Consider the following 19775-nt stretch of genomic DNA (forward strand, 5'->3'; position numbering starts at 1 on the left):
ATGAAGAACCTATCCAAAATCAAATTTATTGCGTATTCACTCATTGTTATGGTGTTGCAATCGTGTGTTTCAGAAAATGCAAATACAAAAAATGCAGCAACCAACAATCCTTTTGAAGCAAAAGTAGATTCTATTTTAAAATTAATGACTTTAGAAGAAAAAATAGGTCAATTAAATTTACCAAGCGTTGGGCAATTTACAACCGGTCAAGCCACCAATTCGGATATAGGCGGAAAAATTGAAAAGGGATTGGTTGGCGGTCTTTTTAATATAAAGACGGTTGAAAAAATAAAAGAAGTCCAAAAAATAGCTGTTGAAAAAAGCCGATTAAAAATTCCATTGCTGTTTGGTATGGATGTTATTCATGGCTACGAAACCACATTCCCAATTCCCCTGGGGTTGTCCTGCTCATGGGATATGGAAATGATTGAAAAAACCGCAAGAATTGCTGCCACAGAAGCAAGTGCCGATGGTATTAACTGGACCTTTTCGCCCATGGTCGATATTTCTCGCGACCCGCGATGGGGGCGTGTTTCAGAAGGTTCGGGTGAAGACGCCTTTCTGGGAAGCCAAATAGCCAAAGCCATGGTAAAAGGGTACCAAGGCGATGATTTAACAAGCAACAAAACCATTATGGCCTGTGTAAAGCATTTTGCGCTTTACGGTGCACCAGATGCTGGGCGCGATTACAATACCGTTGACATGAGCAAAATTAGAATGTACAACGAGTATTTGCCTCCCTACAAGGCGGCGGTCGATGCCGGTGTGGGTTCGGTTATGGCCTCATTTAATGAAATTGATGGCATTCCGGCCACAGGAAACCGTTGGTTGCTAACCAGTTTACTTCGCAACGACTGGGGCTTTAAGGGCTTTGTTGTAACCGATTATACAGGAATTAATGAAATGACCGACCACGGCATGGGCGATTTGCAACAGGTGTCTGCACTGGCACTTAATGCAGGGGTCGATATGGACATGGTGGGCGAAGGTTTTCTTTCAACCCTTAAAAAATCGGTGGAAGAAGGTACCGTTAAAATAGCCGACATCGATGCAGCCGTAAAGCGCATGTTAACCGCCAAATATAAATTGGGCTTGTTCAACGACCCTTTTAAATATTGTGATGATAACCGCGCCAAAACAGATATTTTTACAAAAGAGAACAGAACTTTTGCAAGAACTGTTGCTGCAGAATCGATGGTGCTTTTAAAAAATGACAATCAATTATTGCCTTTAAAAAAATCGGGCACCATCGCACTTATTGGGCCATTGGCAAATTCAAAACAGAACATGCCCGGTACCTGGAGTGTAGCCACAAAACTAGACAAGGCCATTTCTGTTCTTGATGGCATGACATCGGTTATTGGCAATCAGGCGACCATTTTATATGCCAAAGGAAGCAATTTAGACTATGATTTGGAGTTTGAAAAGCACGCAACCATGTTTGGGAGAGAAATTAAAAGGGATGGTAGAACCGATAAACAGCTCATAGATGAAGCTTTGGGCATCGCATCAAAAGCCGATGTAGTTGTGGCGGCTTTGGGCGAATCTTCCGAAATGAGCGGGGAAAGCAGCAGCCGAAGCAACATTCAAATTCCACAGGCACAGAAAGATTTATTAAATGCCTTACTTAAAACAGGAAAACCGGTAGTTTTGGTGTTGTTCACTGGCCGACCCTTGGTAATTGTTGAAGAAAACGCCAACGTTCCAGCTATTTTAAATGTTTGGTTTCCGGGCAGTGAAGCTGGTTTGGCCATTTCCGATGTGCTGTTTGGCGATGTTAACCCTTCCGGAAAACTAACGGCAACCTTCCCAATGAATGTAGGGCAGATCCCTATTTTTTACAGTCATAAAAACACAGGAAGGCCTTTAGCAAATACCGAAGGTAAGTTTGAAAAATTCCGAAGCAATTATTTAGATGTTCGCAACGAGCCCTTATTTCCTTTTGGTTTTGGTTTAAGTTATACCACATTCCATTATGGTAATTTGCAATTAAGTAGTCCAAAAATGGATGCAAAAGGCAGTATGAAAGTTTCTGTTGAGGTTACAAATTCAGGAAATTTTGATGGGAAGGAAGTGGTGCAATTGTACGTGCGCGATTTGGTAGGTTCGGTAACGCGTCCGGTTAAGGAACTTAAAGGGTTTCAAAAAATTGAACTTAAAAAGGGCGAAACAAAAACCGTAACCTTCACGTTAACTGAAACCGATTTGAAATTCTACAATTCCAACCTCGATTTTGTTGCAGAACCCGGCATGTTTCAAGTGTTTGTTGGAACCGATTCCAATGCAAAACTTATGAAATCGTTTGAATTAACAAAATAGTTTTCCATGAAACAAACGCTCTTTTTATTGCTTCTATGCGTTACGTCGCCCTGGCTATTGGCGCAGCAAAAAACCTATTGCAACCCTATTAATATCGATTATGGCTACACACCCTTTAAACGATTTTCCGACCAAGGCAAGCATCGGGCAACGGCCGACCCCGTAATCGTGAATTTCAAAAATAAATACTTTCTGTTTTCTACAAATCAGGAAGGCTATTGGTGGAGCGAGGATATGTTGCACTGGAAATTCGTTTATAGAAAATTTTTGCGCGATGATACTTATACCCACGACTTAAACGCCCCTGCGGTTTGGGCCATGAAAGATGCGCTTTATGTGTATGGTTCCACTTGGAAACAAGATTTTCCCATTTACAAAAGCACCAATCCAACGGTTGACGATTGGCAAATTGCTGTCGATACCTTAAAAGTGGGCGCTTGGGATCCTGCATTTCATTATGACGAAGAGAAGGATAAACTGTATTTATATTGGGGTTCCAGTAATGAATGGCCCCTTTTAGGCACCGAAATCAATACGGAAACCATGCAGTCGGAAGGCTATACGGTTCCCATTGTAAAATTGCATCCTGAAGATCATGGTTGGGAGCGTTTTGGCGAATATAACGATAATGTGTTTTTACAGCCCTTTATTGAAGGTGCGTGGATGACCAAACACAACGATAAATATTACATGCAGTATGGCGCACCGGCTACCGAGTTTAGTGGCTATGCCGATGGGGTTTATGTTAGCAAAGACCCTCTGCACGGGTTTCAATACCAACAGCACAACCCGTTTTCGTATAAACCGGGTGGTTTTGCGCGTGGTGCAGGCCATGGGGCTACCTTTCAGGATAATTTTAATAATTATTGGCATGTGTCCACCATCTTTATTTCAACAAAAAATAATTTTGAAAGGCGCTTAGGAATATGGCCCGCAGGGTTTGATGCCGATGATGTGATGTATTGCAACACGGCGTATGGCGATTACCCAACCTTGTTACCAGGCTTTGCCGAAGGAAAGGATTTTTCAAAAGGCTTATTTACGGGTTGGATGCTTTTAAACTACCAAAAGCCTGTGCAAACTTCTTCCAATTTGGGTGGCTATCATCCTAATTTCGCGGTTGATGAAGATATTAAAACCTATTGGAGTGCCCAAACTGGCAATAAAGGCGAATGGTTCCAAACCGATTTGGGCGCGGTGTCCACCATCAACGCAATTCAAATTAATTATGCCGACCAAGATGCGGAATTCATGGGAAAAACCTTGGGCAAATTTCATCAATATAAAATTTATGGCTCCACTGACGGCAAAAAATGGCAAGTAGTTGTTGATAAAAGCAACAACCAAACCGATGTGCCCCACGATTATGTGGAACTGGCCATACCTGCGAAGTACCGGTATTTAAAAATGGAAAACCTGCACATGCCCACAGGGAAATTTGCGTTAAGTGGTTTTCGGGTTTTTGGCAAAGGAAATGGCACCAAGCCAAACAAAGTTGAAAATTTTACGGTTTTGCGATCCAGCCCCAAAAAATATGGCGAACGCCGAAGTATCTGGTTTAAATGGCAACAAAATGCCTTGGCTGATGGCTATGTGATTTATTGGGGAAAATCGCCCGAGAAATTATACGGAAGCATCATGGTTTACGGTAAAAACGAATACTTTTTTACGGGTGCCGACAAAGCCGACGCCTACTATTTTCAAATTGAGGCGTTTAATGCCAATGGGATGAGCGAACGTAGCGACATAAAAATATCTGAATAGTATTCAATTCAAGGGCTTAGTGCCAGCTTGGGCATGCTGTTTTAAACTCACGTCCAAACGCTGTGCTCATTGAACTTGAACTTGTAATTTGATATCCAAATGAAACACACCTTTATACTTGTTTTTTTATGCTTGGTGGTACAGTTATCCGCTCAAAACAAAGCGACGCACACCTATACCATAAAGGAAAAGGATACCTTGAAACTGGATGTTTATTATCCGGATAGTTTACAGAAAGATGAAAAATTGCCCGTTTTATTATGGATGCATGGAGGCGGTTTTTCAATAAGCTCAAGAGATTATGTAGAAGATGCCAAACTTTGCAGCGATGTAACCAAATATGGCTATATAGGTGTTTCTATTTCATACCGGTTGTTGCGTAAAGATACACCAACACAGTTTGGTTGTTTATGTTCCAAAGAAGAAAAAATGGAAACCTTTAAACAAGCGGCAATAGATTATCTTGATGCAGCGGTATTTATAGTTGAAAACGCCGATGTTTTACAAATAGATCCATCAAAAATCATTGCGGGAGGAAGTAGTGCTGGTGCCGAAAGTATTTTAAACGCTGTTTTTATGCGTGAATTTTTTGTAGATGATTTGGAAAACTACCAAAAGGTAGCGTTTGCCGGCGTATTTTCGTGTGGCGGAGCGGTTGTAAACGCCAATTACATCACTAAAAGTAATGCCGTTCCTTCGGTGCTATTTCATGGAACAGACGACCAGTTGGTGCCATTCTCTTCGGCTCCTCATCATTTTTGTGAGCCATCAAAACCAGGCTATTTGATGCTGGACGGTTCAGCAACCATTGTAGATAAATTTTCAGAATTAGAAACACCATACTATTTCCATATAGTAAAAGGAGGCGGGCACGAGGTTTCTGCCATTCCCTTCAAGGAACTGGATGCTATTTTTGAATTTTTCGATAAAACGGTTTTAAACAGTGAAAATATCCAAACCAAAGTTATAAAAACCAAAGGGTTATGAAACTATCAATACCTTTCGCTGGTGTTTTGTTTTTGTTGCTTTCTTGCGGACAAAAACCAGTGCAAACCACATATAATCAAGTAGATAAGCGGCCCAATATCATTTATATTATGGCCGATGACCATGCTGAACAGGCCATTAGTGCCTATGGGCATCCTATTAGCAAATTGGCACCCACACCAAACATTGATAGAATAGCAAAGGAAGGGGCTTTGTTCCAAAATAATTTCTGCACCAATTCTATTTGTGGCCCCAGTAGAGCCGTGGTACTAACCGGCAAATTCAGTCATACAAACGGGTTCCGAATGAATGGCAACAAGTTTGATGGCAGTCAGCAAACCTTTCCAAAACTGCTTCAAAAAGCAGGATACCATACCGCTATGATAGGGAAATGGCATTTGGACGGGTTTCCGCAAGGGTTTGATTATTGGCATATTTTAACCGATCAAGGTAATTATTACAATCCCGATTTTATTGCTATCAATGAAAAAACGCAACATATTGATACTACCCGAATTGAAGGTTATGCCACCGATATTATTACGGAAGATGCCTTAAACTATCTCGAACAAAACAAGCATAGTGATAAACCGTTTATGTTGATGCTTCATCACAAAGCACCACATCGCAATTGGATGCCCGCACTTCGCCACTTAAACAAATATGATGCGGTTCAATTTCCTTTGCCCGACACTTATTTTACAACACATGAAGGGTCTTTGGGCTCCAAAAACCAGTTGCAGACCATTTATAAGGATATGTATGAAGGACATGATTTGAAAATGACTAAAGAAAAAGGCAGCAGTGAGTTGGCGTACAACCCATGGACAACCGATTTTGATAGAATGACACCCCAACAACGCTCCATCTGGAACGCCGCCTATCAACCAAAAAATGATGCTTTCCATGAGGCGAACCTCTCGGGTAAAGCCTTGGCTAAATGGAAAGGGCAACGGTATCTGCAAGATTATCTGGCCACTATTGCAGCGGTTGACGAAGGCGTTGGAAAAGTTTTGGATTATTTAGAAAAAAACGGTTTAGCAGAAAACACCATTGTTATCTATACCACCGACCAAGGATTTTATCTAGGTGAAAAAGGCTGGTTTGATAAACGCTATATGTACGAAGAATCGTTGGCAATGCCTTTGTTGATGAAGTACCCAAACCACATTAAACCAGGAACCGTAGTGAATGCCCTAACCCAAAATATTGACTTTGCCGAAACGTTTTTGGATTATGCCCAAGTGGACATTCCAAAGGATATGCAGGGAAAATCGTTACGTCCGTTGCTTGAGAAAAAAATAGCGGATGCCAATTTTCGAGATGCTATTTATTACCATTATTATGATTATCCGGCGTTCCACATGGTAAAAAAGCATTATGGCGTAAGAACAAAACGCTATAAATTGATTCATTTTTATGATGATATAGACACTTGGGAACTGTACGATTTGGAAGAAGACCCCCAAGAAATCCATAACCAAATTGATAACCCAAAATACGATGCCATTAAAGCCCAACTTCACAAAACGTTAAACCAATTGCAAGCAGCGTATCTGGTAACAGACAAGGAAATGGAAAAGGTTTCTAAAAAGAGCATCGAGAACCATTACAAACAGTTTGAAAAATTGCGGGGTTACACGGGTACTTCCTACGACCCAATAACCGATACAGATAAGAAATTATAGTTGCTTCAGCGATTTAAAATTTCTAATGGTTAGTATTAAATTTCTTCACGTATTTAAGTTTCCTTAATACGGGAAGAACTTCTAACAATCAATTCGGCATCCAAAATAATCTTGTTCAAGCTTTGTTTTACCGTTGGGGTTTTTATGCGTTCCAAAAAAGTTAATGCCGCTTGTTTGCCAATTTCAGCGCTATGTTGGTTAACACTCGATAGCGTAGGCGTTACCATGGCCGTAAAGGGTTCATTGCCAAAACCAACCAGCGCAATGTCTAATGGCACAGAAATATGGTGTTCGTTTAAAACCTGTAAAGCGCCCAAAGCAGCATAATCACCGGCCACGTAAACGGCATCGGGCCTGTTTTTTAGTGCCAACAGTTGTGTCATTTTTTCCCTGCCATCTTCGGTAGTAAGGCTACTTTCAATAAGTAGTTCGTTATCTAAAGGCAGTTCGTGTTTTTTTATGGCATCCACATAGCCCCTAATCCTATTGTTAAAAATACGTGTGTGCTTGTAGCCGCCAATGTGCGCAATGCGTTTGCAACCTTGATTGATTAAGTGTTCCACTATCATGTGGCTACTTTCATAATCGTTAATGCCTATATAATCAACGTTTAAATCGTTTTCGCCACGGTCGAATAAAATTAACGGGATGCCTTTCGATTTTATTTTTTCAAAATAATCCAATTTCACGGTTTCGTTCGCCATGGAAGCAATGATGCCATCCACTTGCGTAAACAATAAGGTATCGATGTTGCTACACTCTTTTTTGTACGATTCGTTCGATTGGGTAATAATGATATGGTAACCTTCCTTATTCAACACTTTTTCGATATTTTCAATTACCGATGAAAAAAAATGACTGTTGGTTCGGGGTACAATAACCCCAACCAAATTGCTTTTACCCTTGCGCAAGGCACTTGCCAAATGGTTAGGTTGGTAATCTAGGTTTCTGGCAATTTGCAAAACCGCAGATTTTGTTTTTTCACTAATGCGGGGATGGTCGTTTAGGGCTTTTGAAACGGCCGAAGGGGTGATGCCTAACACATTAGCAATATCTTTTATGGTTGTTTTTTTTTTATTAGCCAATTTTTATATATATTTGTTCCAACGTTTGAACAAAAATAAGTTTTTTTTCGTTAAAATAAGGCCTATTTTGAATTTATATCGGTGATTTTTAATTCAATATGCACGAATAACAAAAAAAATCAGTATATTAATCATTCGTTTTTTATTGAATAATTTGTTCAATCGATTAACCAAAAATTAAACATTAATTAAATATCTTTTTTAAATGAGTAGAGTAGTAACATTTGGAGAAATCATGTTAAGATTAGCTCCACAAGGATTTTTAAGATTTTCACAAGCCGACAATTTTGATGTTGTGTATGGCGGTGGCGAATCGAACGTGGCCGTTTCATTGGCTAATTATGGTATTTCTGTGGATTTCGTAACACGTTTGCCTAAAAATGATATTGGGCAATGTGCAATGATGGAAATGCGCAAAAGAGGCGTTGGCGTTGATAAAATTGTGTGGGGTGGCGAACGTTTAGGCATCTATTTTCTTGAAACTGGTGCCGTTTCCAGGGGCAGTAAAGTGGTTTACGACCGTGCACACTCTTCTATGGCAACCATAGAATCGGGTATGATTAACTGGGACGAGGTGTTTAAAGGCGTAGAATGGTTCCACTGGACCGGTATTACACCTGCAATTTCACAAAGTTCTGCCGATGTGTGCTTGGAAGCCGTGAAAGCAGCCAGTAAACTGGGTGTTACTATTTCAACCGACTTAAATTACCGTGCGAAACTTTGGAAGTATTGCGATGCCGCTAAAAGAGAACAAATCATGACCGAGTTAACTTCTTACTGCGATGTGGTTTTAGGAAACGAGGAAGATGCTGAAATGCACTTTGGTATCAAACCAGCGGGTGCTGCGGTTCAAACACATGGTCACGATGTGAAAGCTGAAGCTTTCTTATCTGTTTGTCAGCAAATGATGAAAAAATTCCCAAGGGCTAAAAAAGTCATAACAACTTTAAGAGGATCTATTTCTGCTTCACACAACACGTGGGCTGGGGTTTTATATGATGGCAACAAAATGTTGGAAACCCGTCAGTACCAAATTACCGATATCGTTGACCGCGTTGGTGGTGGCGACTCATTTATGGGTGGTTTGATTTACGGATTGTTAACGTATCCTGACAACGACCAAAACGCCCTTGATTTTGCGGTGGCTGCATCGTGCTTAAAACACACCATTAAAGGCGATGCCAACTTAGTAACGGTAGAAGAGGTAACCAAACTTATGGGTGGTGATGCTTCTGGTAGAGTTGCCAGATAATTAATGCAAATAGCTGCAATATAAAAACAACCTGCAAGGTTTCAAAAACCTTGTAGGTTTAGGTTGTAACTGTTGAAGTTTTAAAAACTTATAGGTTTTAAATAGCAACTTTCCATTTTAGAGAAACACTTTTAGGATTCATTGCATGTCATTTAAACAATAGCTTATGAAAAAATCGATAGCCATTATTTGTGGCGGTGGGCCCGCTCCGGGAATCAATACTGTTATTAGTACCGTTGCCAAAACATTTATGAAGGACGGTTACGAGGTTATAGGGGTACATCATGGATATAAAGGGCTGCTGTCCGACAATCCGGAAGTTAAGATTTTCGATTTCCATCACGCCGACCGTATTTTTAGTCGCGGTGGCTCTACCTTAATAATGAGTAGGTTCAAACCTAAAGATAGCGATTTTAAAGCCGATTTTTTCAAAAAAAACCATGTTAAGCTATTGGTTACCATTGGGGGCGATGATACCGCTTCAACTGCTAACCGACTCACCAAATATCTTGGAACACAAAACCTTAACGTAGCACACATCCATGTGCCCAAAACCATCGATAACGATTTGCCCTTGCCCGATAGAAACCCTACGTTTGGGTTTCATACCGCCAAGGATGAAGGCGTTCGCATAGGAAATACGGTTTATGAAGATGCCCGCACCAGCGAAAATTGGTTTGTTTTGGCTGCCATGGGGCGCTCCGCAGGGCATTTGGCTTTTGGCATTGCTTCGGCGTGTCATTTTCAAATGATGATTATACCTGAAATGTTCAACAAAACCACTGTTACCTTCGAAAAGATAATTAACATGATTATTTCTTCCATCGTAAAGTGCAAACTTATTGGTGTTGAATATGGGGTTGCATTGGTAAGCGAAGGCGTTTTTCATTTTATGGAAGAAACCGAAATTATCAATTCGGGCATAAACTTCACGTATGACGCCCATGGGCACCCAGAATTGGGCAATGTGAGTAAGTCGCACATTTTCAATTATTTACTACAAGTTAAATTGAAGGAACTGGGGCTGGATATTAAAACACGACCTGTTGAACTTGGTTACGAATTGCGATGCTGTAACCCAATAGCTTTCGATTTAACCCTATGCACATTACTGGGCATAGGTGTTAAAAAACTATACGATGAAGGTGTTTCGGGCTGTATTGTAAGCGCCAATTCAAGAGGCGATATTACCCCTTTGTATTTAAAGGATTTTGAAGATGAAAATGGGAAAATCCCACCGCGATTGGTTGACATAAATTCGGATATGGCACAATTGTTCATCAATAATCTCTTTTTCATTCAGGAGAAAGATTATGTGAAAGCAAAACAATATCTGCCAAATCCTGAAGCGTATGATTTTAAGAAAATATTAAATTGGAACTGAGAAAACAAATTCCAAATAATAAAAGCATCTGAAGGAATAAATAATAAAAATAAACAATAAAAAATTTAAAAATGGCACAATTTTCAAGATTAGAAGTAGCTCAAGCCATGAAAGATACGGGTATGATTCCTTTGTTTTTCCATAGCGATATCGAGCTAAGCAAAAATGTATTAAAAGCTTGCTACGATGGTGGCGCGCGCTTAATGGAATTTACCGCCCGTGGCGATTTTGCTCACGAGGTTTTTGGCGAATTAACAAAATACGCCATTAAGGAATTACCGGGCATGATCATGGGCGTTGGCTCGGTTACCGATGGTGCTGCAGCGTCGTTATACATGGCATTGGGCGCCAACTTTATAGTTACCCCTGTTTTAAGAGAAGATATTGCTATTGCCTGCAACCGTAAAAAAGTATTATGGTCGCCAGGGTGTGGCACCTTAACCGAAATTGCAAGAGCCGAAGAGTTGGGTTGCGAAATAGTAAAACTATTCCCCGGCGATATTTACGGCCCAAATTTTGTAAAAGGCATTAAAGGCCCACAACCATGGACCAGCATAATGCCCACCGGTGGCGTAGCGCCAACTGAAGAAAACCTTAAAGGGTGGTTTGATGCGGGCGTAACCTGTGTTGGCATGGGTTCGCAATTAATTTCTAAGGACATTATCAAAAATAAAGATTATGCCAAGTTAGAGCAAGATGTAAAAGCGGCCCTAGCCATTATAAAAACGGTTAGAAAGTAATTTAACAGATACCTTTCTGTTTTAAAAATGCTAGGCAAGTATATTGTTTAGCATTTTTTTTTATTCAATTCTCATGTAATTTTCGGCATAAATGGGCGCACCCAAACTATCCATTTCAATTTGGCTAAACGTATCTTCACCAATAACAATTTTATAGGTGAATGCTTTGTTTTCTTTAATAATGGCGTCCATGGTTTTAGAACCATACATTAAAACCTCTGTTAATAAAGTATCCTTCACGGTATAGCTGCCATAACCAAACCAATCCAAACTGTCCGAGACACGTTTTCTGCTCCACATAACTTTGGTGTTTGAGTACATTTTTATCTGCTTATTTTTTTTAGAACAAAGAATGGTGTCAACTTGCCCATCGCTTTTATAGTTAAAATAGCTAATCAGTTCCCAAGCACCTTCCAACGAAGCGTGTTCATCGTCATTAAAACCCTCGGTGCTATTGTTTTTATTGTTGCAAGAGCAAATCGCTAGAAAACAAGCAAGTATTAGCATTTTTTTCATAATGAACAGAAGTTTACTTTGTTGCGTTAAAGATACAAAAAACACGTGCTGAAATTTAATAAGCATTAATTATAAGTTGATACCATCTTTTGATGCTTGTAAGTGCCGTTTTATTTCAAAAAAACCTATTTTTGTTATGATAAAAATTAATAGTAATTATGTCTGATACAATTGAAAAAGTAAAATGCTTAATAATAGGTTCAGGGCCAGCGGGTTATACTGCTGCCATTTATGCGGCACGGGCAAATATGAAGCCTGTTTTGTACCAAGGGACACAACCGGGAGGCCAATTAACAACCACTAATGAAGTTGAAAATTTTCCGGGATATCCCAATGGCATTACAGGGCCGGAAATGATGATAGAGTTACAAAAGCAAGCCGAACGTTTTGAAACCGATGTTCGTGATGGTTGGATTACAAAAGTTGATTTTTCAGGCGAAACACACAAGGTTTGGGTAAATGATACCAAGGAAATCCATTGCGATACCGTTATCATTTCAACAGGGGCTTCCGCAAAATATTTAGGTTTAGAGTCCGAACAAAAATATTTAAAACTTGGTGGAGGTGTTTCGGCATGCGCCGTTTGCGATGGCTTCTTTTACAGAAACCAGGAAGTTGTTATTGTTGGTGCGGGCGATTCGGCATGTGAAGAAGCACATTATTTATCAAAACTTTGTAAAAAAGTAACCATGCTAGTTAGAAAGGATGAGTTTAGAGCATCAAAAATTATGGCTGAGCGCGTGAAGAAAACCCCTAATATTGAAATTTTGTTCAATACCGAAACCGATGAGGTTTTGGGCGACGGGCAGGTTGTAACGGGCGTTAGGGTTTACAACAATAAAACCAACGAAAAACACGAAATTGCAGCAACTGGTTTTTTTGTAGCAATTGGGCACAAGCCCAATACCGATATTTTTAAAGGGTTTTTAAATTTGGATGAAACAGGATACATCATTAATGTTCCGGGAAGCTCTAAAACAAATATAGAAGGTGTTTTTGTATCGGGTGATGCAGCAGACCACGTGTACCGACAAGCTGTAACCGCTGCAGGTACGGGCTGTATGGCCGCTTTGGACGCTGAGCGTTATTTGGCCGCCAAAGATTCCACTTTTGAAGTATCGACACCAACCTATAATTAAGGAAAATACGTGCAAGAAAAAAATAAAATTAAGTTTCAAAAAAAAGTGGGATAATTAGTTCCACTTTTTTACTTTTGCACCAGTAAAATTACATTCGGTATAAAATGTAATTAACTCGGGATGTAGCGCAGTCCGGTAGCGTACACGGCTGGGGGTCGTGTGGTCGCAGGTTCAAATCCTGTCATCCCGACAATTTAGTATATTAATGCATATCAAAACGCTGTTAATCTTATGGTTATCAGTGTTTTGTTGTTTTTGGGCTATCATAAGAATTGATAAAATTTGATTAAAAATGTCAACAAATCGGTCAACACTTTCATTTTTCAAAAGTGTTGACGAAAAACGATTTAATTGGTTGGCAAACAGTTTATTAAACAAAAAGCTTTATATGTGATTTTGACTTCGTCTGGCGAAAAACCGAATAATTCGGTCAACAAAAAGACGACACAAATGAAAGCAACATCGACATTCAGTATTTTGTTTTGGGTAGATTTATCCAGAGTAAAGCATGAAAAAGCATCCATCTATGCTAGGGTAACAGTAAATAGCAAACGCGTTGTAATCAGCTTAAAACGTAAGGTTATAATTGAGGATTGGGATGCAAATAAAAACAGGGCTAGATGCACCAAACACGAATCTAGGTTACTTAATAAATATCTTGACCAAATTCACAGTCGCATTTTCGAATGCTATCAAGAACTAACAGCAGAAAAGAAACTTGTAACTTCACAGTCCATTAATAAAAGGAACTCCCAAAATTTCTATTTGCTTATCAAAACACCCGAAATATTCTTTTATATCACTCCTTAATTGTTCATCAATTACAGTATCAAACATTATTTATCTTTTTATTGGTTAATAAACAGTTACTAAATTCTCTACTCTAAAACTCCTAAATGCAGCAGCTTGTAAATCCCAGTAATGTAATACGCCTGTCGAGGTCTTGCCTGTGCCTTATACAAATTGGCTCACGTTTTTAAGTGTACCGTATGCATGTCTTAAACTACCGTCTTTTTTCTCGTAGGCAAAACTTACCTCATCGTTTGCTTTCATCTGTTTTGTTAGCCTGTACAATGCCCATGCTTTTGATATACACACCGCAAAGGCTTTGCCCGTTGCTTTTATAATCTCGTAGGCTCTTGTAAATACCCTGCTTCTAAAATTTGTTTTCATATCTGTTCGATTTTAAGTTTATTCTAATCCAAAATACTTTGCCCTGTTTTCATCGCAAAGCGTTTTTATAAATTCTTTATCTGCATTTTCCAGCGTGCCTAATATTTTAAACAACTTGCCTCTTAACTTGTTCCAAAACTTCCATACTTTCATGTCATCGCTGTACTGGTAATACAAGTCCATTGCGTTTATGTTTCTTGCTATTTTTTCAGCTCTTTTGGTTGATATTGTTTTCATAATTTAGTATTGCTATAATTATTATAATGAAAATATAAGTATAATTATAATTCAATACAAGTATTACTATAATTATTTTATTGTTTATTTAGTTTTACTATAATTTTAATTATCTTTGTAATAAAATAGAATAAAATGGAAGTTTTAAGATTAAAAGAGTTATTAAAAGAAAAATGTGTAAGCGGAAAAGAATTAGCCGAAAAAGTAAACGTTACGCCTGCAAGTATTTCTAATATTTCCAAGGCAATAGTTTCCCAAAACCCGACCTACTTTTACAAATAGCCGAAACCTTAGATGTTGATGTAAGGGATTTATTTAACCCAACCAAGAACACAGACAAGGAGTTTGAACTTTATTTTAAAACGGCTTCTAACGAGTTTGTGCCTTTTGGTAAGTTAAAACTCAAACAATAAACTTTTAGTTATGGATACAATTTTAGTTATATTGTTTTTGCTGTTCATCTGCTTTATAATTGGTGCTATCGTTCTTTTTGCTTTTCGGTTGCTTTTCAAGAAGCCTAAAACCGAATTACAAAATCCTTACATACGCGAGCATCTAAATAAAAAAGCAAATGACAAGGCTTATCAAGAATATAACGAGTGGTTAAAAAAGACAGGCCAGGACAAGGAAGTGAATAAAAAGTTTTGATTTCCTAATAGCATAAGCCTGTGGTTTATAATTCTTTTTATTTGTTCGTTTTGGCGTTTCCAATTTGAATTGACATGAATTCAGCCGTCAAACTTAAAGCAACAACCTCTAAATCAGGTATTTTACTCTTTATTCCAGCTCCCTTCTTTAATTCTGAAACACAATTCAAAGAACTTATAACTTCTAAAATTTTAAAATAATTTTTACCATATTTGACATGGATATTGGTTTGTTTGACGACTTCAAAATACTGATTTTCAGTATCTTGACCAATATCTGGCCAATATTTTTTACTTCAAATAATTACACCCAACGGGTTATTATAACTTCTTTTTATTAAAATTTCTAAACTTCCCTGGCGATAAACCTGTTTTTTGCTTAAATAGCCTATTAAAATAATAATCGGACTCGAAACCAAGCTCAAAAGCAATTTCTTTTTGGTTCTTTTGTGAGCTTAATAGCAATTCTTTCGATTTTTCAATTTTCAGCAATAAATAATATTGCAAGGGCGATAGGCCTGTTTGCTTTTTAAAATCCATTCTAAATTTTGAATAGCTTACATCCAGCGTTGAGGCGATTGCTTTTAAATTAATAGATTTGTTAATGCTCTCATACATCAATTTCTTGGCTCGCGAAACCATCGAATTCAAATAGTCCAAATGGGTGCCTCCATGGTTTATGTTATAAAGTTCTCCCATAAGTTGGATACATAGTCCCGAAGCTATGCGTTGGAAACCAAAAGGTTCTTCATCATATAGCCGAAATAGGCTATTGAAATAGTTTAAAATAGGCTCCTTATTACAGTTTGATATTATGGGAGCATTGGGGGTGAAAAATCCATTTAACAGAAATTGATTGGCGATTTTGCCCGAAAAACCTACCCATCGTTCTGTCCATCCTGTTTTTTTTAAAGGTTTATAACGGTGCCACATGCCCGGAAACAGTAAAAACACATCGCCGTCGGTGATCTTTATTTCGCCCGTTTCTTTACTCTCAAAAACACCTTCCCCCTTGGTAATCAATACCAAATGGAATTCATCTAAAACACGCCCCTTCTTCCATGTAAAGACATAATTATCGGGATGGTCGCTCGATGGGTAATCTGTATTTTTCTCGATTACAGTTCGCCCTAAATTATTAATGTAGAAGCCCCAGGCCTTGTCCTGTTCTGTAATAATAAGGTAATTTCGATATCTATTTTTCATGTCATTTTGTGCAACTAATATATCAAAATGTTAATTGATTATTTCATTTTAATTATGCAAATTTACTTTTAAGTTTTAGATGACTTAAAAAATGAATGGCAAATTAGGCAATAAAGATGTGGTTAAAAGGTGTATCGTTATATGCGGAATTGTTCATGGGTGAAACAATAAAAATATTTTTTTTTGATATGAAGCACCAACAAAAACATTCCCATAAGTTAGGGCTGGATATACAATGGACGCTACTGTTCTCCATGCTAACGGTTTCAAAATGTAATGCAATTTCACCCAAGCTAATCAAGAACATTTTTGAATTATAAAATATGATAAAAGTAGGACTATTTGGTATTGGTTTAGATACCTATTGGAGCCAGTTTGATGGCTTATTACAACGTTTGGAAGGCTATCAAAAACAAATTGCCGATAAAATGCAAACATTTGGTGCAGAGGTTATTAACGTTGGTTTGATAGATTCGCCCGTAAAAGCACGAGAAGCGGCCGATGAATTGAAAAAAAACGATGTAGATATGGTGTTTCTGTATGTTTCAACATACGCGCTTTCTTCTACTGTATTGCCCGTGGTTCAAAAGTTAAAATGCCCAATGATTATTTTGAACATTCAACCGGTAGCGGCTATTGACTATGAAAAATTCAACAACTTGGGCGACAGGGGTTTGATGACGGGCGAATGGTTGGCACATTGTCAAGCCTGTTCAGTGCCCGAGTTGGCCAACGTGTTTAACCGTTCGGGCATCGGTCATGAATTTATTACGGGTTATTTGGGCGAACAATGGGTTTGGGATGAAATGCAAGCATGGATTGATGCGGCCCACGTTGCATCGGTTATGAACAAAAACAGATTGGGTGTTTTAGGCCATTATTACTGTGGTATGCTCGATGTGTATTCCGATTTAACAAAACAATCGGCTGCTTTTGGAACGCATATTGAAATTGTTGAAATGTGCGAATTTAAAAAATATAGGGATGAAGCTTCATTTGAAGCCATAGAAGAAAAAATTAAAGAATTTCATACAACTTTTGATGTTCTCGATGCCTGTGAAGATGATGAACTTAAACGTGCAGCCAAAACTTCTGTTGCCTTGGATAAATTAGTTGAAGTGCATAATTTAGGGTCTTTAGCCTATTATTATGAAGGTGAATCGGGCAACGAATACGAAAATATAGTTACTTCGGTCATCGCGGGAAATACCTTGCTTACAGGCAAAAACGTACCCGTGGCGGGCGAATACGAAGTTAAAAACGCCCAAGCCATGAAAATCATGGACGCTTTTGGCGTAGGTGGTTCTTTCTCTGAGTTTTACGCCATGGATTTTAACGATGATATTGTGATGTTAGGCCATGATGGACCTGCCCATTTTGCCATTGCACAAGGAAAAGTGCAACTAGTACCATTGCCAGTTTACCACGGAAAACCCGGTAAGGGCTTGTCCATACAAATGACCGTAAAACACGGCCCGGTAACTTTACTGTCTGTTGTAGAAGGTAAAGATGAGGTGTTTTTACTGGTAGCCGAGGGCGAATCGGTCGTTGGGCCAACACTTCAAATTGGGAATACAAATAGCCGTTACCGTTTTTCAATTGGTGCGCGTGCTTTTATAAACGAGTGGTCTAAACAAGGGCCCGCACACCACTGCGCTATTGGTGTTGGGCATATTGCCAATAAAATTGAAAAGTTAGGTAAATTATTAAATTTAAAAGTGGTTAAAATCTGTTAATTAATACTGATCGGTTGTTTTTAAATAAGCGCACAGAGCAGGATAACGATTAAGAATCCATGAAGTAAATTTCAGGTTTTAAAGATATTTTAATCAATTAATTATAATAAAAACATATATGCAAGCAATATTAGGTGTTTTGTTTCATTCCCTTGGGGGTGTTGCTTCGGGAAGTTTTTACATGCCATTTAACAAGGTAAAAGGCTGGTCTTGGGAAACGTATTGGATGATTGGCGGTCTTATGTCTTGGCTTATTGTGCCACCAATAGCTGCGTGGTTAACGATACCTGGGTTTTTGGATATTATTTTTGAAAGTTCAAGTACTATTTTATTTTTCACTTTTTTAATGGGCTTGCTTTGGGGCGTTGGCGGACTCTCTTATGGTCTTGGTGTTCGTTACTTAGGTATGTCGTTGGGCAATTCGGTGGTGCTGGGTTTTTGTGCGGCTTTTGGAGCGATTGTGCCTTCAGTGTATTATGATATGGTTCCAACCGAAGGAAAAGTGTCGTTTACAGAGATGATTTCTTCAACAGGTGGTCAAATTGTGTTTCTAGGAGTAGCTGTTTGCTTATTAGGGATTGGTATTTCTGGTAAGGCAGGTATGATGAAAGAAGCTGAGTTATCCGATGAAGACAAGAAAAAGAGTGTGACAGAATTTGATTTAACCAAAGGATTGATTGTTGCCATTCTTTCAGGTATTTTAAGTTCTTTTTTCAACTTTGGAATTGAAGCAGGAAAACCCTTGGCCGATGCTGCTGTTAGTGCCGGTTACGATCATTTGTTTTCAAATAATGTAACGTTTGTGGTGATTCTTTGGGGTGGTTTAGTAACTAATTTAGTGTGGACTACCATCTTGAGTATCAAAAATAAGTCTTATAATGATATAACAAATAAAAACACGCCAATCTCAAAAAACATCATGTTTTCCGCATTGGCTGGCACCATCTGGTTTTTGCAATTCTTTTTTTATGGCATGGGCGAAAGCAAATTGGGCAATGGCGCCAGTTCATGGATTTTGCACATGTCAACAATTATTCTTACTGCCAATTTTTGGGGTGTTTACCGCAAAGAATGGCATGGTGTTGCCAAAAAAACAAAATGGACTATTGCCACGGGTATTGCCGTTATTTTGTTTTCGGTGGTTTTGGTTGGTATAGGAAATTCAATTTAATCGTTTGGTTTGTTGTTTTTTTAAAATTTCCATGTGCCTGACAAAGCAGGGTAATTATTTAATGTACTAAAATTTATTTAATGTGTATTTATAAATGCCAAAGGTTTTAATAAATCGCAATCGGTATATCATATAAAAACCATATAATTCTTCAAGTTTACTTTTTCAAATTAAACAAACTTGTGTTTAGGGCACATTTATTCGCCACTCTTTTAAATTAAGTGGAATATTTAGACAAATAACATGAAATATTAAAATGCAGTGCAAATTAAGGTACCGGGTCGTACCCAGAGCCACCCCATGGATGGCAACTAAAAATTCGCTTTAGGGCCAACCAGCCACCTTTAAATAAGCCATGTTTTTGTAAAGCTTCCTTGGTGTAATGCGAGCAAGTGGGTTGGTATCTACAGGTTGCAGGCGTTAATGGCGATATAAGTGTTTGATATACTTTTATCAGGAATATGAATGGTGCTATGAGTAGCTTCATTGTTGTTAGTTGTTTAGTTGTTTAGTCGTGAGTTGTTTAGTTGTGAGTTGTTAAGTTGTTAAGTCGAAGTAAACCAATCAACTTAACGACCTACGACTTTACGACGGACATCTATTTGTATGTTAGTTGTTTAGTTGTTAAGTCGTTAAGTCGAGGTAAACCAATCAGCTTAACGACCTACGACTTTACGACGGACATCTATTTGTATGTTAGTTGTTTAGTTGTTAAGTCGTTAAGTCGAGGT

18 protein-coding genes, 1 tRNA gene and 1 pseudogene are annotated in these 19775 nt (G+C 38.5%); 14 read left to right on the plus strand and 6 right to left on the minus strand.

Annotated features, from left to right (window positions below):
- The 4 genes from bglX (at position 1) to GQO80_RS07680 (ending at position 6758) form a co-directional block, all read left to right on the plus strand.
- The gene (bglX, locus tag GQO80_RS07665; protein ID WP_157207763.1) at positions 1–2319 is read left to right on the plus strand and encodes a beta-glucosidase BglX; all 2319 of its coding nucleotides are present in this window, start codon (positions 1–3) and stop codon (positions 2317–2319) included.
- Positions 2320–2325: 6 nt separating this feature from the next.
- Complete coding sequence (locus GQO80_RS07670; protein ID WP_157207764.1) at positions 2326–4083, plus strand: discoidin domain-containing protein; 1758 nt, start codon at positions 2326–2328, stop codon at positions 4081–4083.
- Between the two features lie 99 nt (positions 4084–4182).
- Complete coding sequence (locus tag GQO80_RS07675) at positions 4183–5070, plus strand: alpha/beta hydrolase (protein WP_157207765.1); 888 nt, start codon at positions 4183–4185, stop codon at positions 5068–5070.
- On the plus strand, positions 5067–6758 hold the full coding sequence (locus tag GQO80_RS07680; protein WP_157207766.1) for a sulfatase family protein: 1692 nt from the start codon (positions 5067–5069) through the stop codon (positions 6756–6758). The genes GQO80_RS07675 and GQO80_RS07680 overlap by 4 nt, the downstream gene beginning before the upstream one ends.
- A 53-nt stretch (positions 6759–6811) precedes the next feature.
- Here the strand turns inward: GQO80_RS07680 and GQO80_RS07685 are convergent, their stop codons facing one another.
- Complete coding sequence (locus tag GQO80_RS07685; RefSeq protein WP_157207767.1) at positions 6812–7843, minus strand: LacI family DNA-binding transcriptional regulator; 1032 nt, start codon at positions 7841–7843, stop codon at positions 6812–6814.
- Positions 7844–8048: 205 nt separating this feature from the next.
- Here GQO80_RS07685 and GQO80_RS07690 point away from each other — a divergent pair, with 205 nt between their 5' ends.
- The 3 genes from GQO80_RS07690 (at position 8049) to GQO80_RS07700 (ending at position 11219) form a co-directional block, all read left to right on the plus strand.
- On the plus strand, positions 8049–9095 hold the full coding sequence (locus tag GQO80_RS07690; RefSeq protein ID WP_157207768.1) for a sugar kinase: 1047 nt from the start codon (positions 8049–8051) through the stop codon (positions 9093–9095).
- Positions 9096–9261: 166 nt separating this feature from the next.
- Positions 9262–10479 carry a 6-phosphofructokinase gene (locus GQO80_RS07695; protein WP_157207769.1) on the plus strand — a complete coding sequence of 406 codons (1218 nt, stop codon included), beginning with the start codon at positions 9262–9264 and terminating at the stop codon, positions 10477–10479.
- Positions 10480–10550: 71 nt separating this feature from the next.
- Complete coding sequence (locus GQO80_RS07700) at positions 10551–11219, plus strand: bifunctional 4-hydroxy-2-oxoglutarate aldolase/2-dehydro-3-deoxy-phosphogluconate aldolase (RefSeq protein WP_157207770.1); 669 nt, start codon at positions 10551–10553, stop codon at positions 11217–11219.
- 60 nt (positions 11220–11279) lie between these two features.
- Here GQO80_RS07700 and GQO80_RS07705 read toward each other — a convergent pair whose 3' ends face one another.
- Positions 11280–11735, minus strand: coding sequence for a hypothetical protein (locus GQO80_RS07705; protein WP_157207771.1), 456 nt, complete (start codon positions 11733–11735; stop codon positions 11280–11282).
- Between the two features lie 158 nt (positions 11736–11893).
- Here GQO80_RS07705 and trxB point away from each other — a divergent pair, with 158 nt between their 5' ends.
- The 3 genes from trxB (at position 11894) to GQO80_RS07720 (ending at position 13684) form a co-directional block, all read left to right on the plus strand.
- Entirely contained in the window at positions 11894–12874 is a 981-nt protein-coding gene (gene trxB, locus GQO80_RS07710) for a thioredoxin-disulfide reductase (protein WP_157207772.1), read from the plus strand.
- A gap of 116 nt (positions 12875–12990) precedes the next feature.
- A tRNA-Pro gene (locus tag GQO80_RS07715) sits at positions 12991–13064 on the plus strand.
- A gap of 260 nt (positions 13065–13324) precedes the next feature.
- Positions 13325–13684: an Arm DNA-binding domain-containing protein gene (locus tag GQO80_RS07720; protein ID WP_157207773.1), complete on the plus strand. Its 360-nt coding sequence runs from the start codon at positions 13325–13327 to the stop codon at positions 13682–13684.
- Between the two features lie 45 nt (positions 13685–13729).
- Here GQO80_RS07720 and GQO80_RS15920 read toward each other — a convergent pair.
- Positions 13730–14047 (minus strand): annotated as a pseudogene (locus GQO80_RS15920) (SH3 beta-barrel fold-containing protein).
- A gap of 18 nt (positions 14048–14065) precedes the next feature.
- Complete coding sequence (locus GQO80_RS07730; RefSeq protein ID WP_157207774.1) at positions 14066–14284, minus strand: hypothetical protein; 219 nt, start codon at positions 14282–14284, stop codon at positions 14066–14068.
- A gap of 135 nt (positions 14285–14419) precedes the next feature.
- On the opposite strand from GQO80_RS07730, the gene GQO80_RS07735 reads away from it, so the two are divergent.
- Positions 14420–14566, plus strand: coding sequence for a helix-turn-helix domain-containing protein (locus tag GQO80_RS07735; protein WP_157207775.1), 147 nt, complete (start codon positions 14420–14422; stop codon positions 14564–14566).
- 141 nt (positions 14567–14707) lie between these two features.
- Positions 14708–14932, plus strand: a complete 225-nt coding sequence (locus tag GQO80_RS07740; RefSeq protein ID WP_157207776.1) for a hypothetical protein — start codon at positions 14708–14710, stop codon at positions 14930–14932.
- 320 nt (positions 14933–15252) lie between these two features.
- Here GQO80_RS07740 and GQO80_RS07745 read toward each other — a convergent pair whose 3' ends face one another.
- On the minus strand, positions 15253–16137 hold the full coding sequence (locus GQO80_RS07745) for an AraC family transcriptional regulator (RefSeq protein ID WP_157207777.1): 885 nt from the start codon (positions 16135–16137) through the stop codon (positions 15253–15255).
- Between the two features lie 323 nt (positions 16138–16460).
- On the opposite strand from GQO80_RS07745, the gene GQO80_RS07750 reads away from it, so the two are divergent.
- Both GQO80_RS07750 and rhaT read left to right on the plus strand, forming a co-directional pair.
- Complete coding sequence (locus GQO80_RS07750) at positions 16461–17873, plus strand: arabinose isomerase (protein ID WP_157207778.1); 1413 nt, start codon at positions 16461–16463, stop codon at positions 17871–17873.
- 118 nt (positions 17874–17991) lie between these two features.
- Complete coding sequence (gene rhaT / locus GQO80_RS07755; protein WP_157207779.1) at positions 17992–19044, plus strand: L-rhamnose/proton symporter RhaT; 1053 nt, start codon at positions 17992–17994, stop codon at positions 19042–19044.
- 268 nt (positions 19045–19312) lie between these two features.
- Here the strand turns inward: rhaT and yidD are convergent, their stop codons facing one another.
- Positions 19313–19531, minus strand: coding sequence for a membrane protein insertion efficiency factor YidD (yidD, locus tag GQO80_RS07760; protein WP_157207780.1), 219 nt, complete (start codon positions 19529–19531; stop codon positions 19313–19315).
- Positions 19532–19775: the final 244 nt, after the last annotated feature.

The sequence above is a fragment of the Mariniflexile maritimum genome, assembly GCF_009746565.1.
GTDB classification, from domain to species: Bacteria; Bacteroidota; Bacteroidia; order Flavobacteriales; family Flavobacteriaceae; genus Mariniflexile; species Mariniflexile maritimum.

Bases quoted from the DNA above. Each gene is read 5' to 3' on its own strand.
- GQO80_RS07730 (WP_157207774.1), bottom strand. From the start codon at position 14,284: ATGAAAACAATATCAACCAAAAGAGCTGAAAAAATAGCAAGAAACATA.
- rhaT (WP_157207779.1), top strand. From the start codon at position 17,992: ATGCAAGCAATATTAGGTGTTTTGTTTCATTCCCTTGGGGGTGTTGCT.
- GQO80_RS07680 (WP_157207766.1), top strand. From the start codon at position 5,067: ATGAAACTATCAATACCTTTCGCTGGTGTTTTGTTTTTGTTGCTTTCT.
- GQO80_RS07750 (WP_157207778.1), top strand. From the start codon at position 16,461: ATGATAAAAGTAGGACTATTTGGTATTGGTTTAGATACCTATTGGAGC.
- GQO80_RS07720 (WP_157207773.1), top strand. From the start codon at position 13,325: ATGAAAGCAACATCGACATTCAGTATTTTGTTTTGGGTAGATTTATCC.
- yidD (WP_157207780.1), bottom strand. From the start codon at position 19,531: ATGAAGCTACTCATAGCACCATTCATATTCCTGATAAAAGTATATCAA.
- GQO80_RS07735 (WP_157207775.1), top strand. From the start codon at position 14,420: ATGGAAGTTTTAAGATTAAAAGAGTTATTAAAAGAAAAATGTGTAAGC.
- GQO80_RS07690 (WP_157207768.1), top strand. From the start codon at position 8,049: ATGAGTAGAGTAGTAACATTTGGAGAAATCATGTTAAGATTAGCTCCA.
- GQO80_RS07745 (WP_157207777.1), bottom strand. From the start codon at position 16,137: ATGAAAAATAGATATCGAAATTACCTTATTATTACAGAACAGGACAAG.
- GQO80_RS07740 (WP_157207776.1), top strand. From the start codon at position 14,708: ATGGATACAATTTTAGTTATATTGTTTTTGCTGTTCATCTGCTTTATA.
- bglX (WP_157207763.1), top strand. From the start codon at position 1: ATGAAGAACCTATCCAAAATCAAATTTATTGCGTATTCACTCATTGTT.
- trxB (WP_157207772.1), top strand. From the start codon at position 11,894: ATGTCTGATACAATTGAAAAAGTAAAATGCTTAATAATAGGTTCAGGG.
- GQO80_RS07700 (WP_157207770.1), top strand. From the start codon at position 10,551: ATGGCACAATTTTCAAGATTAGAAGTAGCTCAAGCCATGAAAGATACG.
- GQO80_RS07675 (WP_157207765.1), top strand. From the start codon at position 4,183: ATGAAACACACCTTTATACTTGTTTTTTTATGCTTGGTGGTACAGTTA.
- GQO80_RS07695 (WP_157207769.1), top strand. From the start codon at position 9,262: ATGAAAAAATCGATAGCCATTATTTGTGGCGGTGGGCCCGCTCCGGGA.
- GQO80_RS07705 (WP_157207771.1), bottom strand. From the start codon at position 11,735: ATGAAAAAAATGCTAATACTTGCTTGTTTTCTAGCGATTTGCTCTTGC.
- GQO80_RS07670 (WP_157207764.1), top strand. From the start codon at position 2,326: ATGAAACAAACGCTCTTTTTATTGCTTCTATGCGTTACGTCGCCCTGG.